This window comes from Gardnerella greenwoodii 00703Dmash (assembly GCF_000263635.1).
In the GTDB taxonomy this organism is placed as follows: Bacteria; Actinomycetota; Actinomycetes; order Actinomycetales; family Bifidobacteriaceae; genus Bifidobacterium; species Bifidobacterium greenwoodii.
This window is the reverse complement of the sequence record NZ_ADEV01000006.1, coordinates 38,860-55,477: the sequence shown is the minus strand read 5'-3', so window position 1 is coordinate 55,477 and position 16,618 is coordinate 38,860. Positions and strand designations below refer to the sequence as shown.

The window sequence follows — 16,618 nt, the reverse complement described above, 5'->3', positions numbered from 1 at the left end:
CTGAAGAAAAGCAAGATAAAGTAAAGAAAACTGAAGATAATCAGCCTAATGCAAATAAAGCCGAGGCAGAGCAGCCTAAGCTAAAATCCGCAGCTTCGCCATTTATGCTGTTGGCTACTAATACTGACGATGGGGATGATGAAGATTACCCAATGCCGCCAATATTCCCAAATACTGATCTTAATTTTGATAAGCCAGTAATCAAAGATCCTGAGCATTTGACTGATTCTGAAAAACTTGAGATTAGGAAGCGTGTAGCTAAAGCAAATAATGTCCCCGTTGATAAAGTGACTTTTGGCGATAACAGGAAAATTGTTATTAATTTTGGGCAAATAATTCCAGGCCAGGATTATACGGACACAATTAACTTGGATGATGCAATCATAAAAGAGATTGCCGAATCTAATATTGCTATTCCTTCTGGCGATGATGCCGTTCCTGTGTACAATCCAATCGCTTTCTCGAATGATGAATTTAATCACATTAAGGAAGCTGTGTATAAAGCAAATAAAAATAATAATGAACTTGGTCTTACATACGAAAATTACAGTAGTGCAATTACAGTTAAATCAAAAATCAGTGGTGATTTAACTAGGACCGGTAAAGCAAACGAAGGTATTTCTAACGGTATGGCAGAAAATACCATAACCGTTACAATCAAAACCGACAAAGCGTATGTGCAGTTTACGTCGAATATTAAGAATAGCAAGCTTACGCGTGCGGTTGATATTCGCAAGGATTATAAACTTGAGTGGACTAAGCAGCAAATGGATGGTCGCAGCACAGATGAAGGCTTTAGCTGGAGTAGCGACAATAATACGCTTATTTACCGCTACGATGCCACTAAAGCGCAAAAATTCAGCACGGAAGATGTTATTAAATATTTGAAGGCAACACCAAAAGACGCTAACTCTGGTTTGCGTACAATAATTGGCGGAGAGACGCTTGCTAGCGAAGGCAGAAATGGTAAAGGGCAAAGATCTAATATGCACTATTTGCTCGATGCTCAGGACAACCCAACAACTTCGCTTACGATGGGCAATATGAGCGGCCCGTATTGGAATGGTAATCCTGCAATTGATAATTCGGATCGTAATTTAGATGACCATAATTCAGATGTACAGGATTATCATTTTGGCAATGATGCTCATATGAAGCTTGCTGCTAAGAGTGGCAAAGTATACCCAGCTCATTTGTATTTATCTCCGTACGATTATTCGTATTTTAAGCTTGCAGTCTCAGTTAACTCTATTAACTTACTGTTTGTGCCACAGCCTTCGCATGATAAAGATAAGTTGAAGGCGTCGATTGATGAGTATACGACTGCGCAAGTTGGGGATAAGAAAGTGCCAACTAAGTCAAAGTATTACAATGCGTCGGATACTTTGAGGAATAATTACGATACTGCGCTTAGCGCTGCTAATACTTTGTATACGAGCGTTGAAAATACTGCTAAAGAGAATCTTACAGAGCAGCAGAAAGCCGATATTGATAACGCAGCTATTAAGCTAAATAAAGCTTATGAAGCGCTTAACGGTGATCCTACAGATAAGAAAGATCTTAATAAAGACATTACGGATCAGGGAACTGCTGCAACAGCACAGGGCGCCGCTACTGGAACGCATGCAACTGATAGGTATAAGAACGTAGCTAATCCAAAATTTAAGAAAGCGGATGGTTCGCTTGATACCGATAAAAATGGCAGAGCTACTCAGGCAAAAACTGCGTACGATGAAGCTCTTGAAGAAGCTAATAAGGTAAAAGAAAACCAGTATGCTACGCAAAAAGAAGTAAACGCTGCCAAAGAGAAGCTTGATAAAGCGCGCAGGGCGTTGGATGATTTTGAAACCAATAAAGATAAGTTGAGCGAAGTAATTCAAAGCTCCAAGGTTAATACTGGTGGTAATCAGGGTATTACTAATGCTGATCCTGCATATCAGAATGCCAGTGATTCTGAGCGTCAAGCTTACGATGAAGCTGTAAAGAAAGCGCAAGAGCTTTTTGGTGATCCGAATGCATCGCAAGCAGAAGTTGATCTTGCGCTGGAAAATCTTAAGAATGCTAAGAAAGCAATTGATGCTAAGGCGACGAATAAGTCTGCTCTTGATGCGCAGGTTTTGCAAAGTCATGACCATGACGGTGACAAAAAGAGCGTTTTCTATAAGAATGGAACTTACAACAAATACTTTGATGACAATCTTCCTGAAGGTGTAAATAAGGAAGAAGCTAAGCAGTACGCATCTAAGTACGATGAGGCTTTACAAAAAGCAAAAGAAGTTATTAATAATCCTAAGGCAACGCAAGCGCAGGTAGATGAGGCGCTCAACAATCTTAAAACAGCCGAAGAGAATTTGCATAAGCTTAAAACAAATAGCTATGACTTAATTCAGACCCTTGCAAATAATTTCAGCGGTAATAAGCTTCCTGCATACTTTAATGCGTATGAGGAAAGCCAAAACGGAGCTGATGCTGCTAAAAAGACGCAGGCTGGTAAGGACTTTGTTGCGTATAACGATGCGTACGCGGAAGCTAAAAATATTAAGCAAAAGATTGATGCTGCTAAAGCTGGAACTTCTACGTATTCTCAGCAAGAAATAGATGCTGCAAAAGCTAAGCTCGACAAAGCGCGCGATGCTATTGTAACCTATGCAACTAAACCGTCTGCTTTGCAAACTTCTGCAGATCAAGATGATGTAACGCAAAACACAACTGCTTACAAGAATGCAAAAGCGTTGGCTGGTAAGGCAGGCGATGGGTCGCTTACAGTGGAAGAAAAAGCTAAAGTAGATGCAGCTAAGAAGATTGTTGATGAGTATACTGCCGCGCTTGCTGCTGCAAAGAAAGTTTTAGCAAATCAAGTTGATAAAGACAAGAATGCTAATGGAGAAGTAATCGATGATTCTGTGGACGGCACAGGTGATCCAAGCTCTGCAACATTCCTTAACGGCGTGCAAAAGCATCCTGAAAACAAGGCTTTGCAGAAAGATGTTGATGAAGCTCTTAAGCGCTTAGATGCCGCTCGCGCTGCACTTTCTACTTACGCGACCAAGAAGGATGATTTGCGCAAGTCGGTGGATGCAGATGCAGACACCAAGCAGTTGCCTCAATATAAGAACACGGATAGCCCTGTGTTTAACGATGCAGATGGTTCAAAGAACACGCAGGCTTCTGCTGCTAAAACAGCGTACGACCAGGCTCTTAACTCTGCTAAGAATGTGCTTTCAAAGCAAGACGCAACGCAAGTGGAAGTAGATGCTGCGCTTAAGAATCTTGATACAGCGCGTAAGGCTTTGGACGCATACAACACTGATTTTGCTAAGCTTAAGGAAAGTGTTGGCAAGAACGGTGAACTTAATGCAGATGGTAGTGCAAAATCCGAAGGAACGCTCACGTCTGACGCATATAGGAATGCTTCTAATCCGCAATTTATGAAGAATGATGGTTCTGGAAATCTTGTTCCTGATGCGGATAGAAATAACGCAGCTGCCGCAGCAAAGACAGCGTACGATTCTGCACTTGCTAAAGCTAATGAATTGCTTGCAAAGAGTAAGGATGCTAATACTCCTGCGGAAGAAAGGCCAACACAAGCGCAGGTAAATGATGCTCTTGCTGCACTTGAAGCGGCTCGAACAGGGCTTGATGTATATAAGACCAATTCTGCAGATCTTAAGGCTGAAACTGAAAAGTCTCAGGCAGAAGGTGCAACCGATGAACCTGCTGCTGATAAGTTTGAGCACAATCTTCAGATTAACAATGCAAAATATCTTCTTGAAAAGCTTAAAGGCAATCAAGATTCTCTTGCATACAAGGATGCAAAAGATAAGCTTGATGCTTACAATGCGGCATTAAAGAAAGCGCGCGAACTTGTAAATAACGCAGAAGATCAAACGCTTAGCAAGCACCCAACTCAGCAAGAAGTTGACGATGCTCTTGCGGCGTTGAAGAAAGCAAAGTCCGACATTGAAAACGATCCGCAGTTCAACACAGATAAGTCTTCATTGCAGAATGAGGTTGACGGTAAAGATAAAGACGGCAAAGTAATTACTCCGAAGTTCGAAGATACTCCAGAGTTTAATAATGCTGCTGGTTCTGCTGCTGCTACTGCGTATACAAAGGCTCTAGAAGACGCAAATAAGGTTCTAAGCGATACAAACGCTACGCAAAAGCAGGTTGATGACGCTTTGAAGGCCTTGCAGGATGCCAAGAAAGCTATCAGCCAGTTTAGTACAGATAAATCTAAGCTTCGAAACGAAGTAGAAGGTAAGGATTCTGACGGCAACATAATAACTCCAAAGTTCAATGAATCTGCGGAGTATAAGAATGCTGAAGCTAAGGCTAACGCAACTCCTGCAGACGAGGATGCGAAGAAAGATCTTGAAAATTACACGAATGCTTTAAATGAAGCTAATTCCGTGCTAAATGACTCCTCTGCTAGCCAGTCAGCTGTTGATGCGGCTTTGAAGAGGCTTCAAGAGGCTAAGAAGAAGATTGCCGATTCTAATAAGACTGATAAGTCTAAGCTTAAGGATGAGGCTGACAGTGACGCTGACTTCCGTAAGTCGCCGTACTTCATAATCGGTAGTAGGGATGATATTGACGAGTATGAGAAAGCTTTGGCTGAGGCTAACAGAGTGCTTAAGGATCCTAATGCAACTCAGGCTGAGGTTGATGCTGCTTTGAAGAGGCTTGCTGCAGCTAAGAATAAGATTAATAATCCATTCGGTCGTGGAGGGAATGGAAGTGGCTCTGAATCCGGTGCTGATTTTGGCTCTGATTCAGAAAATGGCTTCGGATATGGCTACGGCAATGGTTATGGTCACTTCTACGACTCTGACGGTTTAGGCGATTCTTCCAATGGATCTGCAGATAAGTCTGCTTTGCGCGCAGAAGTTGCAGAAGCTGAAAATATTAATGCTGGTAACGCAAACTCTGCTGATGCGAATGCTTACTTTGATGCGCTTTCAGAGGCTCGTAGCGTTCTTAACGATCCTAATGCTACGCAGGCTCAGGTTGATGCGGCTTTGAGGAAGCTTCAGGCGGCTAAGGCTGCGTTGCTTAATAGTTTGAGTGGCGCATCTGGTCATAAGATTGCTAAGACTGGTGCTGCAACCGGCTTGTTTGCAGGATTTGCTGCAATCTTCGCTGGTCTTGGTGCTGCAGGCGTGGCTTCTCGCCGTCGCAAGCACTCTAACGAGTAACCTTACGCATAACTAACAGATCCCTCGCAGGTTATCCTCTGATAATCCGCGAGGGATTTTTTCGTGCTGCTGCCGCACGAAAGAACGCTCGCGCGGTTAACGCGCTCGCTACTGAGCTTGCGTTGAAAGCACACCGTGCTTTCAACTTGAGCAAGCTCACGCTCCGAGTTGCTTTCGCGCGCGAAATGCTGCGCGAAAGCAGGTCGTCGCGCACGTTTGGAGCGAAATGTATCCTCAAACCCTCCAAACGTGATATAAGTTACGCACGCAGTGTGCAATCTGCGCTAGTAACGAAAAAACGGCATTATTCGTTACTAACGCAGAACGCAATCTGCGTCAGTAACGAAATTGCTTAGTTTTGCGATTTGACATGCCGTCTCAATTAACCAATTTTTCACAAAAGTGCTAAAATGCTGCACGGTAGTATGACGAAGCTCACATATTTTCGTTACGTCTATCTGTAGCGTTTGTAATATCGCTAAAGTTGGCAATATTACAGCTTTACAATCGCAGTTTTGAAAGTCAAAGCTACGAAACGCGGGAGCTTGTTCTATACAGGCTGAGAGGGCGAAAGCCGACCGTAAACCTGATGCGGGTAATGCCGCCGTAGGGAAGGAGTATTATGCGAAATATTCGTATTATTGGTGCAGGTATTATTGGTTTAGCAACAGCGTGGAGACTTACGGAAGCTGGCGTAAAAGTTAGCATAATTGATCCAGATCCAGTCTCGGGCGCTTCTCACCATGCTGCCGGCATGTTAGCTCCTACCGCAGAAATGCAATATCAGCAAGAAGCGTTGTATCCGCTTATGTTTGAGTCTGCAACTATGTATAAGGAATTGGTTGATTCGGTTGCAAAGTACACCGATAAGCCAACCGGTTACTTAGAGTGTGGATCTTACGTAATCGGTGGTGACGCTGCAGATAACGAGCACGTAAACGAGTTGCTAAACTTGCAGCATCGTTACGGTCGTAGAGCTGAGCATATTTCTGTGAGTAAGCTTCGTGAGATTGAGCCTGCTCTTTCGCCAACTATTGCTGGCGCTGTAAGCGTGCCGGACGACCATCAAATCAATCCTCGTCTTTTCACTGCAGCAATGATTGATGCACTCGAAAAGCGTGGTGTTGTTATTGAGCGACGCGCAAGCACTCCAGACGATTTGGGTCCAGACACAGTTTTGGCATCCGGCTTGGGTGCTAAGGATATGCTTCCTCAGCTTAAGCTTCGCGCTGTGTGGGGCGATATGATTCGTATGACTATTCCAGAGCCTTTGCGCCCAATTTTGAGCTCTGTGGTTCGTGGATTTGTGCATGATCGTCCAGTTTATTTGGTGCCTCGCGCTAAGGAAACAGGCGAGCTCGTGCTTGGCGCTACTTCTCGTGAAGACGACCGCGATATTCCAAAGGTCGGTGGCGTACTCGACTTACTTCGCGATGCTGCAAGCGTGCTTCCTGGCATTCAGGAATGCTCGATTACTGAGGTTACCGCTGGCGGCCGCCCAGGAACTCCAGATGATTTGCCATTCATTGGTATTGATCCTAAGACGCACACTACGATTTCCACTGGTTACTTCCGTCACGGTATTTTGCTCACCGCTTTGGGTTCTTCTTTGACTACAAAGCTTGTTCTTGAGCAAGAGTTGACTGAGAAGGAAAAGGGCTTCTTGGAAAGCTGCAATCCTGCTCGCTTCTAGTTACGCAAGTTTCTAGTAGCGCAAGTTTAATAGACGTTAATAAAGGTTGAATTATGCAAATCGTCGTCAATGGTGAAACTATTGAAGTTCAAGATGGGTTAACTGTTGCTGAGCTTATTGCTCAACGTTACGGTTCAGACGCTGGTCCTGGCATAGCTGTTGCAATTGGCGACGATGTGCTTAAGCGTAATCAGTGGGCATCGACTGTGATTTGCGATGGGAATCAAATCGAGATTCTCAGCGCAGTTCAAGGCGGCTGATACTTACAAAATATTAAATTTTAAATAAAAGGCTTAAAATGGCAGAAAATAATTCTGAAAATAATGCAGAAGAAAGTGTCGATACTTGGCAGCTTTGTGGTAAGACTTTACATTCGAGGCTTTTGCTTGGCACTGGTGGCATGACGAGCATTGATATTATGGAGAAGTCGCTTGTGGCTTCGGGTGCGGAAGTAGCTACGGTTGCTTTGCGCCGTCACGCAAAAACAGGCGTGGATATTTACGGAATGCTTCAGCGCCATAATATTAACGTTTTGCCAAATACTGCAGGATGCAAAACTGCGCATGACGCTGTGCTTACTGCAAAAATGGCTCGCGAATCTCTTGGAACCGACTGGATTAAGCTCGAAGTTATTGCAGACGACGATACTTTGCTTCCAGATACTCGCGAAGTTTTGCTTGCTGCAGAAAAGCTCGTTGAAGAAGGCTTTAGCGTGCTTTGCTACACGAATGACGACCCGATTGTGGCTCGTCGTTTGGTTTCGCTTGGCGTGAAGGCTGTTATGCCTGGTGGCGCTCCAATTGGCACTGGTCTTGGTATTTTGAATCCTCGAAATATTGAGCTGATTGTGCGCGAATGCAAGGAAGCTGGCGTTCCTGTGATTTTGGATGCCGGCGTTGGCACTGCTTCCGACGTTGTTAAAGCTTTTGAAATCGGCTGCTCCGGCGTGCTTCTTGCAAGCGCCGTAACTCGTTGCCCAGATCCAGTGAAGATGGGCCGCGCAATGGCTGCTGCTGTAACTGCTGGCAAGCTTGCTCACGACGCTGGGCGTATTCCAATGCGAAATCATGCTCTCGCTTCCTCTCCTGTTGAGGGCCGCGCTTGGGCTGATTCCGTGCTGTAAATTTTGTACTGTAATTTTTCGGCATATTATTCAACATGACGATTAATAAAATTTACGACAACCTGCAGGAGCTTGAGGCGGAGCGCACTTGCCGCCACTTGCTCCTGCCGGGCTTTACGCATGAGCATCAGCAGTTACTTCGCAATGCGAAAATCTGCATGGTTGGAGCCGGGGGGCTTGGCTCGCCATGCCTACTTTCGCTTGCTGCAGCAGGAGTCGGCGAAATCACAATTTGTGACGACGACGTTGTTGAGCTTTCTAACTTGCAAAGGCAGACTTTGTACACTGTTGATCAGTGCGGCCAATCTAAAGCGCAACTTGCAGCTAAACGCTTGCAGGCGCTATCTCCGGGCTTAAAAATCAACCTTGTAAATAGATTTAATGAAGATAATGCAAAGCAGCTTGTAGAAAATCACGACTTGATAATTGACGGTTGCGATAATTTTGCTACTCGTTTTTTGATTGCGGATTCTGCCTGGAGTGAGGGGACTCCGGAAGTTTATGGCTCGGTGCTTTATTACGAGGGTCAAGTAAGTGTTTTTATGCCTGGAGAGGGACCATGCTTGCGCGACTTGTATCCTTGCCCACCTCTGGAAGAAACGGTGCCAAAATCGGCAGTATTAGGCGCGACTGCGGCTATTGTTGGCGCAATGATGGCAACTGAAGCAATTAAACTTATAACCGGTATTGGCACGCCGCTTATTGGTGTTTTGGCGCGTTACAATGCGCTGGATAATTCTTTGCGCCGCTTTAAGTTCAGCGCGTGAAACTTGCGTAATTTCTCCTTAAGTTATGCTTTTATTCAAAACTTGAGTCTAGTTGTATAAAGTTTTTTGTAATTTTTGGGAATAAAAGTTGACTTTTACAAGTTGAGTGTAGTAGGCTCAAGTTTTGGAAAGTAAAAAAGCTGGTGATTTACCTAGTTTCCAATAAGGAATCTAAATAAAGCTCAGCTCACGTAACTACAAAACTTAAAGGAAAACGTAATTGCACAAAGCGTGCAATACCTAGTTAAGGAGAAATTATGGGACGTGCAGTAGGTATTGATTTGGGTACAACTAATTCTTGCATCGCTACTCTTGAAGGCGGCAGCCCAACCGTTATTGTGAACGCTGAAGGCGCTCGCACCACACCATCTGTTGTGGCATTTAGCAAGTCCGGCGAAATTCTGGTTGGTGAAGTTGCTAAGCGTCAGGCTGTAACAAACGTTGATCGCACAATTAGCTCCGTAAAGCGCCACATGGGCACTGATTGGACTGTTGAAATCGACGGTAAGAAGTGGACTCCACAGGAGATTTCCGCACAGGTTTTGATGAAGTTGAAGCGCGATGCTGAAGCTTACTTGGGAGAGCCAGTAACCGATGCCGTTATTACCTGCCCAGCATACTTCAACGATGCTCAGCGTCAGGCAACTAAGGACGCAGGTAAGATTGCAGGCTTGAACGTGCTTCGTATTATTAACGAGCCAACTGCTGCAGCTTTGGCTTACGGCCTCGAAAAGGGCAAGGAAGACGAGCGCATTTTGGTATTCGACTTGGGTGGCGGTACTTTCGACGTGTCCTTGCTTGAAATTGGTAAGGATGACGACGGATTCTCCACAATTCAGGTTCAGGCCACTAATGGCGATAACCACTTGGGTGGCGACGACTGGGATCAGAAGATTATCGACTGGCTCGTTGGCGAAGTTAAGAACAAGTATGGCGTTGATTTGAGCAAGGATAAGATTGCTTTGCAGCGTTTGAAGGAAGCTGCTGAGCAGGCGAAGAAGGAGCTTAGCTCTTCTACTTCCACTTCAATTTCTATGCAGTACTTGGCAATGACTCCTGACGGCACTCCAGTGCATTTGGATGAGACTTTGACTCGCGCTCACTTTGAGGAAATGACTTCCGACTTGCTTGGCCGCTGCCGTACGCCATTTAACAACGTGCTTTCTGACGCTGGAATTTCCGTAAGCCAGATTGATCACGTGGTTCTTGTTGGTGGTTCTACTCGTATGCCAGCCGTGAAGGATTTGGTAAAGGAACTTACCGGTGGTAAGGAAGCTAACCAGTCCGTGAATCCGGATGAGGTTGTTGCCGTTGGTGCAGCTGTGCAGTCGGGTGTTATTAAGGGAGACCGCAAAGACGTTCTGCTTATTGACGTAACTCCACTTTCCTTGGGTATTGAAACCAAGGGCGGAATTATGACTAAGCTTATTGACCGCAATACTGCAATTCCTACGAAGCGCTCGGAAGTATTCTCCACTGCTGAAGATAATCAGCCATCCGTGTTGATTCAGGTTTACCAGGGTGAACGTGAGTTTGCTCGCGATAACAAGCCTCTTGGCACTTTTGAGTTGACTGGTATTGCTCCAGCTCCTCGTGGCGTTCCTCAGATTGAAGTTACTTTCGATATTGATGCTAACGGCATTGTGCACGTTTCCGCTAAGGATAAGGGCACTGGTAAGGAGCAGTCCATGACTATTACCGGTGGTTCTGGCCTTCCAAAGGACGAAATCGATCGCATGGTGAAGGAAGCTGAAGCTCACGAAGCTGAAGATAAGAAGCGTAAGGAAGAAGCTGAAGTTCGCAACCAGGCAGAAGCTTTTGCCTACCAAACTGAAAAGCTTGTGAACGATAATAAAGACAAGCTTTCCGACGAAATCTCCAAGGAAGTTACCGAAAAGGTGAACGCTTTGAAGGAAGCTTTGAAGGGTGATGACGTTGAGAAGATTAAGTCTGCTCAGAGTGAGTTGATGACTTCTGCTCAGAAGATTGGTCAGCAGCTTTACGCTCAGCAGGGCGCTGCTGGTGCTCAAGCTGGTCCTGCTGCTGGTGCTCAGGCTGGTGCAAATGCTGGTGCTGAATCTGCCTCTAAGGATGATGACGTGGTTGACGCCGAAGTGGTGGACGACGACAAGGACGATAAGGACAACAAGTAATGTCCGATTTTAACACCAACGAATATTTGCAAGGAATGGAAGATTCTGACTCGCTGGATGTAAAACCTGCAGAAGATTCTGCGAAGACTTCTGCACAATCTTCAAAGCAAGCTGAAAACGTGAATCGTGCAGAAACGGAAGCTGACGAGCATTCTGATGCTAATGTTTCTGCGGATTCCGCAGATTCTGTGGATTCTGCAAATGTCGCAAATTCTTCTGAATCTTCTGAATCTTCTGAATCGAAAGATAGTAAAGATGCAGACGACAGCAGTTTAACGCCTTTAGGTAAAGCCAAAAAAGAGGCTGCTGAATACTTAGAAGCGTTGCAACGCGAGCGAGCAGAGTTTATTAACTTCCGCAATCGTTCTGCGAAAGAGCAGGATCGTTTCAGACAGCATGGAATTATCGACGTGCTAACAGCATTGCTTCCAGCTTTGGATGATATTGACCGTATTCGCGAGCACAGCGAAATGGATGATTCGTTTAAGGCTGTTGCAACCAAGATTGATAAGGCTTTTGAGAAGTTCGGCGTAGAAAAGTTCGGCGAAAAAGGCGAAGACTTTGACCCTACAAAGCACGATGCTGTTTTACATCGTCCTGATCCAGACGCTACAAAAGAAACTGTGGACGCTGTGGTTGAAGCGGGGTATCGCATAGGAGATCGTGTTATTCGCGCAGCTCGTGTGGTCGTTTCTTCACCAAGTAATTCCTAACGAAACTCTTAGTTGTAACTTTATTGCGTAACTTGCTCGTGCTAGCTCATAAGAGTTGGCACGAGCAGGCTATATTTGGTCAAAAAAGCGAAATAGCCAATGTGCTTGTAAAGAAAGGAGGCACAAATGGCTGAAAATGAGTGGTTAGCTAAAGATTTTTATAAAGTTTTAGGTGTCTCCAAAGACGCTGACGAAGCAACGATTACTAAAGCGTATCGTAAGTTAGCGCGTAAATATCATCCGGATTTGAACAAAACAAAAGAAGCTGAAGAAAAGTTTAAGGACGTTTCTGAAGCTTATGATGTTCTAAAAGATAGCCAAACTCGCCAACGCTACGATGCTATTCGTCAATTTGGTGCAGGAGGTGCTCGTTTTGCCGGTGGCGCCGGGGGAGCAGGCGGATTTGATGCGTCAAGCTTCTCGGATATTTTCTCCATGTTTAATGGAGGAGCCGGTATGGGCAACATGGGCGGAATGGGCGGAAACGGCTCGCGCATTCGTTTCGCAAGTAGTGGCGCTGGCCCAAATATGGGTGATATTTTCTCCATGTTTGCCGGTGGACGTCAAAATTCTGGTGCGTCTGGATTCCAAAGCGCGAACAGTTTTGAAGACGAGCAATACGAAAGTGCTCAAAACCAAAATGTGCCTACGAAAGGTGACGATATAACAACAGATATTAAACTCACTTTTAAGCAGGCATTTAAGGGTGCTACTGTTTCGCTGCGTGCAGCCGGATCGACTTTTAAAACGCATATTCCAGCCGGAGTAAAAAACGGTCAAAAAATTCGTTTAAAGAGTAAAGGAAAGCCAGGAAGATTTGGCGGTTCTGCAGGAGATTTGTACCTACAAGTTCATGTAGAAGAATCTAATAAATTCACTTTGCGCGCAAACGATTTGGTCGCAACTCTTCCGGTAACTTTAAGTGAAGCTGTGCATGGTGCAAAAGTTACGCTTAATGACGTAGATGGTAATCCTGTTACGTTTAAAGTTCCAGCTTGCTCATCTAGCGGAGATGAAGTTCGTGTGAAAGGCGCTGGAGTTCCGGGAGCAAATGGCGATTTTGTTGGTCTTGTGCAAATTCGCCTGCCACAACGAGCAAATATGTTGCTTAAGCGTGTAGCAAAAGAATTTGATAAGACTGCCGGCGAATCTTACGCGGAAGAAATTAATAATTTGAGACAAAAATAGTGTAAAAATAAATTAAGAAAAGTAAAAGTAAAAGTAAAGTAAAGGAAGGCGTGCTATGACACCTATAACGCGTGAAACTAAAGCACTGTATGAAATGTGCGCAGTTGCTTTAGTGCGTGGTAGTGCAACGCTTGACGGCGCGGACGAAGTAGGTTTTACAATCGATTTGCCAATATTTACCGTCAGCCATGTAGCGCGCCTTACCAATACTCATCCGCAAACCCTTCGCCAATACGATCGTTTGCGTTTAATCATGCCTCAGCGCACAGAAGGTGGCGCTCGCAGATACTCTTTGAGAGATATAAGCAGAATTGTACAAACGCAGCATTTAAGTCAAAATGAAGGTATCAATTTAGCTGGAATTATGCAAATTCTGGATCTGCAAGAAGAAAATCGACAGCTTAAAAGGCAAGTTCGTCATTTAACAGAAGCTGCAGAGTCTTCAGAGCGCAATATTTTTGCTGCAAACGCAGATGGCGACATTGTGGAAATGCAGCGTTCGCGTAATGCTCGGCGCTGGAGACGAGATATTCGCACTGAGCGCCGAGCTTTGCCGTCGTCTTATTCGTCATCAGAGTATGCAAACGCAAGTGATAATAACGCAATTAAAGACGAGAAATCTGTTGTTCTTTGGCGCGCTTGGCGCGTTTAATAACAATATTTTCAAGAGTTTTTGCGCTCACGCCTTCATATCCATTAAGCTCATCGTGGTGCTTGCTTTCGGAAATATTTGCGCGCGAAAAACCAGTTTGCGCAACTACAGTAGCTCCCGAATTAACTGCAGCAGTAAGACCAGATAAAGAATCTTCTATGATTACGCAGTGAGCCATTTGTTCAGCGATTTCTTCCGCGCTCCCACAAATACCAACCATTTTTCCAGCAGCCAAATATGGCTCAGCGCTTGGCTTAGGCTTAAAACCATCGTCTCCACAAACGTATCCAGCAAAAGCGCCTTCTGGAGCATGCTTAACAATATTTTCTACTAGGCAACGCGGCGAATTGCTGACTAAAATAGAAGGAATACCAGCATTTGTGAGGCTTTTAAGAAGGTCTAGAACTCCTGGAATCCACGGAACGCGTTCAGCTTCGCGAGCTGCAACGTAATCGACCATCCCTTTGCCGATTTCTTCTACGGTAAGTTTAGTCCCGGAAGGAATCATTTTATTTGCAACTGTTTCCAAAGATCCGCCAGAACATTTCCAAGCTAAATCTTCATCCCAATATCCGCCGTATTTTTCTACTAAATAAAATTCAGACTCGTGCCAATACGGTTCCGAATCAATAAGCGTGCCATCCATATCCCAAAATACCGCACGCAAAATATTCTTGCTCGATTGTGTGTTTGTAATTTTTTCTGATTTTTCAGTTTTTTGTTCCACTATTTATGATTCCTTATACTTTCTGTAATTACTGCCCGCTGTGTGGCGTAGAAGCGTCGGATTGGCTTTCGCCAGTGTTTCCAGATTCCGAATTTCCGTAGCTTCCACTGTAACTATTTCCGTAGTTTCCGCTATTTGTATAGCTATCCCACGGATTGTCCGAACGATTAATATGGTCAGGGTCTAAATCGTCTTTATCTTTATCCTTATCTTTATCTTTGTCCTTATTTTTATCTTCTTCATCTTCATCATGAGTGTAAGCATGTCGATCGCCTAAGCCCCACGTGCCGTCCGGCCCACCAATCTTACCAGTATCTTTTACCTCAGGGAATTTAGCAACAGGAGTTCCTGCTACAGCTTGGCGCATGTATCTAGTAAACAAGTGAACAGGGTAGTCGCTTCCGCCAAGATACCCGTGGAATGGCTTAATTACTTGCGGGCTGCCATTTGCGTCTGGATTCCAAATTGCAAAAGCCGTAACAATATTAGGCGTAAATCCTACGAAGCTTCCAGCGGTTTCGTCGTTTGCTGTTCCAGATTTACCAGCTACAGGCCTTCCAATTGATCTAGCCTCGGTTGCAGTACCGTGTTGAACTACTCCAACCATTGCTTTTGTGGCTAATGCAGCATCTGTTGGCGAGAAAACTTGCTTTCCAACAGTTGGAGCACGATAAAACTCTTTGCCATCAGGATTCTTTACGCTAGCAACAATATGCAAATCTGGGCGTCTGCCTTGATTGGCAAAAGTTGCGTAAGCGCGCGCTATTTCGCTTACATGTACAGAATCATTACCGAGCACAGTAAACGGATTTTTACCATTAACTCTCTTAGGATTTAGTCCTGCAGTAACAGCTGTATGTGCAACTTTTTTAGCGCCAAGTTTACTCTGCAAATCCATATAGACCGTATTGACGGAATCTGCAGTCGCTCTATACAAGTTAATCATGCCATAGCTTGCGTTTGCAAAGTTTCCAACAGGTTTTTCAATACCGTCAAACTTGCGCGGCGAATTTCCGTTGAACATTGTGTCAAGACTTGTGCCTGCTTGAATTGCGCCAATTAAAGCAAAAGGCTTCATTGTAGATCCAGGCTCATAAAGTGCTTGAGTTGCGTTATTTAACTGTTTTGTTAAATAGTCGTCGCCTGCATAAACCGAAATAATCGAGCCGTCTTTTGCATTTACGGAAATTCCGCCAATTTGCAATCCTTTAGGCACAATCCCACGTCCGCCTTGAGAAGGGCTTGCAACATTAAACATTAAATCTTGTTTAGACTTATCAATCGTAGTAATAATACGGTATCCGCCGCTATCGAGATCTTCCTGGCTAAAAGCACCATTACTAGTCAACTCGTCGCGAACCATGTGCAGTAAGTAGCCTTGTGGACCTGCATACATATTTTGCGTAGTTTGTGTAATTGTTTTTGGAATCTTAGCTTTTGCTGCCTGAGAAGCCGTAATATAACCGTCTTTTTTCATAATTTTCATCACTCGCTTAAAGCGAATGCCGGCTTCTTTAGGGCCGATTGCAGGATCCCAACTACTTGGAGCAGGAATTATGCCCGCCAAAAGAGCTGCCTGAGATAATGTCAGATCTTTAGCTTCTACGCCGAAATAAGCTTTTGCTGCCGCTTGAATACCATAAGCGCCGCGTCCAAGATAAATAGTGTTCATGTAATTGCATAAAACAGTATCTTTATCTTGTGTTTGAGCGATTTTCAAAGCCAAAATAGCTTCGTGAAGTTTACCGAGATACGTTTTAGTTTCGCCAAGATAGTAGCGTTCAGCGTACTGCTGTGTAATGGTAGAGCCGCCCCAGCGACCACGTTTAGTAACGTTATGAATAAGAGCGCGGCCAATTCCCTTAAAATCAATTCCGCCATCTTGGTAGAAGGAGCGGTTTTCTGAAGCAACTATTGCCTGTCCAACGTATTTAGGAAGAACTGAACAATTAATAATTTCACGGTTTTGTTCAGCAAAAGACCCTAACTCTGTTTTTCCATCTGCGTAATAAACCTTGGTTTTATCTGCCATAGCAACTTTGTCAGGAGCAGGTATGTCGGTAGTTGCGTACATATAAGCAAAAATTGCTGCGCCAATTAAAATAGGTACAAAAATTAGTATTAGTGCCCAAAAAATAATAGGGTGCCTTCCGCGCCAAGTCTTTCTGCGCTGTTGACGAGTGTATGCGCGTGAGCGTTCTCGTCTTGAGCTTCGGTTGCTATTGCCGGAACCTGAAGAATGATATGAGCCGTATGAGCCTTGTCCACGAGGTGGAAGAGAGGCCGGTGTATTCGTATTTTTTTGTGATTGTGACGATACGCTTCTTGGCTCGTTTTTGCGCGAATTAGACGCTCGTCTTCCAGCTTTATTTACAACCATACATTCCACCGTAGCGCCCGGTAT

At 44.6% G+C, this 16,618-nt stretch carries 11 protein-coding genes; 9 read left to right on the top strand and 2 right to left on the bottom strand.

The genetic code is table 11. The annotated features are described in order from the left end of the window. The first annotated feature begins 104 nt into the window (after positions 1 to 104). The 9 genes from NG78_RS03595 (at position 105) to NG78_RS03635 (ending at position 13,487) form a co-directional block, all read left to right on the top strand. Positions 105 to 5,198 carry an FIVAR domain-containing protein gene (locus NG78_RS03595; RefSeq protein ID WP_004574746.1) on the top strand — a complete coding sequence of 1,698 codons (5,094 nt, stop codon included), beginning with the start codon at positions 105 to 107 and terminating at the stop codon, positions 5,196 to 5,198. A gap of 622 nt (positions 5,199 to 5,820) precedes the next feature. After that, positions 5,821 to 6,891, top strand: a complete 1,071-nt coding sequence (thiO, locus tag NG78_RS03600) for a glycine oxidase ThiO (protein WP_004104781.1) — start codon at positions 5,821 to 5,823, stop codon at positions 6,889 to 6,891. Positions 6,892 to 6,944: 53 nt separating this feature from the next. Next, positions 6,945 to 7,151: a sulfur carrier protein ThiS gene (gene thiS / locus NG78_RS03605; protein ID WP_004574745.1), complete on the top strand. Its 207-nt coding sequence runs from the start codon at positions 6,945 to 6,947 to the stop codon at positions 7,149 to 7,151. 38 nt (positions 7,152 to 7,189) lie between these two features. Next, complete coding sequence (locus NG78_RS03610) at positions 7,190 to 8,014, top strand: thiazole synthase (protein ID WP_004574744.1); 825 nt, start codon at positions 7,190 to 7,192, stop codon at positions 8,012 to 8,014. Positions 8,015 to 8,049: 35 nt separating this feature from the next. After that, complete coding sequence (locus NG78_RS03615; RefSeq protein WP_004574743.1) at positions 8,050 to 8,781, top strand: HesA/MoeB/ThiF family protein; 732 nt, start codon at positions 8,050 to 8,052, stop codon at positions 8,779 to 8,781. Between the two features lie 257 nt (positions 8,782 to 9,038). Next, positions 9,039 to 10,934 carry a molecular chaperone DnaK gene (gene dnaK, locus NG78_RS03620; RefSeq protein ID WP_004137127.1) on the top strand — a complete coding sequence of 632 codons (1,896 nt, stop codon included), beginning with the start codon at positions 9,039 to 9,041 and terminating at the stop codon, positions 10,932 to 10,934. Further along, complete coding sequence (gene grpE, locus NG78_RS03625) at positions 10,934 to 11,647, top strand: nucleotide exchange factor GrpE (RefSeq protein ID WP_004137129.1); 714 nt, start codon at positions 10,934 to 10,936, stop codon at positions 11,645 to 11,647. Before dnaK ends, grpE begins: the two co-directional genes overlap by 1 nt. Positions 11,648 to 11,773: 126 nt before the next feature. Further along, complete coding sequence (locus NG78_RS03630; protein WP_004137132.1) at positions 11,774 to 12,835, top strand: DnaJ C-terminal domain-containing protein; 1,062 nt, start codon at positions 11,774 to 11,776, stop codon at positions 12,833 to 12,835. A gap of 55 nt (positions 12,836 to 12,890) precedes the next feature. Continuing rightward, positions 12,891 to 13,487 (top strand): heat shock protein transcriptional repressor HspR, encoded by a 597-nt coding sequence (locus NG78_RS03635; protein WP_004137134.1) that lies wholly within the window; start codon positions 12,891 to 12,893, stop codon positions 13,485 to 13,487. Here the strand turns inward: NG78_RS03635 and NG78_RS03640 are convergent. Both NG78_RS03640 and NG78_RS03645 read right to left on the bottom strand, forming a co-directional pair. Next, the gene (locus NG78_RS03640) at positions 13,441 to 14,214 is read right to left on the bottom strand and encodes an HAD family hydrolase (protein WP_004137136.1); all 774 of its coding nucleotides are present in this window, start codon (positions 14,212 to 14,214) and stop codon (positions 13,441 to 13,443) included. The genes NG78_RS03635 and NG78_RS03640 overlap by 47 nt on opposite strands. Before the next feature lie 28 nt (positions 14,215 to 14,242). Further along, positions 14,243 to 16,594 (bottom strand): transglycosylase domain-containing protein, encoded by a 2,352-nt coding sequence (locus tag NG78_RS03645; RefSeq protein WP_004137138.1) that lies wholly within the window; start codon positions 16,592 to 16,594, stop codon positions 14,243 to 14,245. Between the last annotated feature and the right edge of the window lie 24 nt (positions 16,595 to 16,618).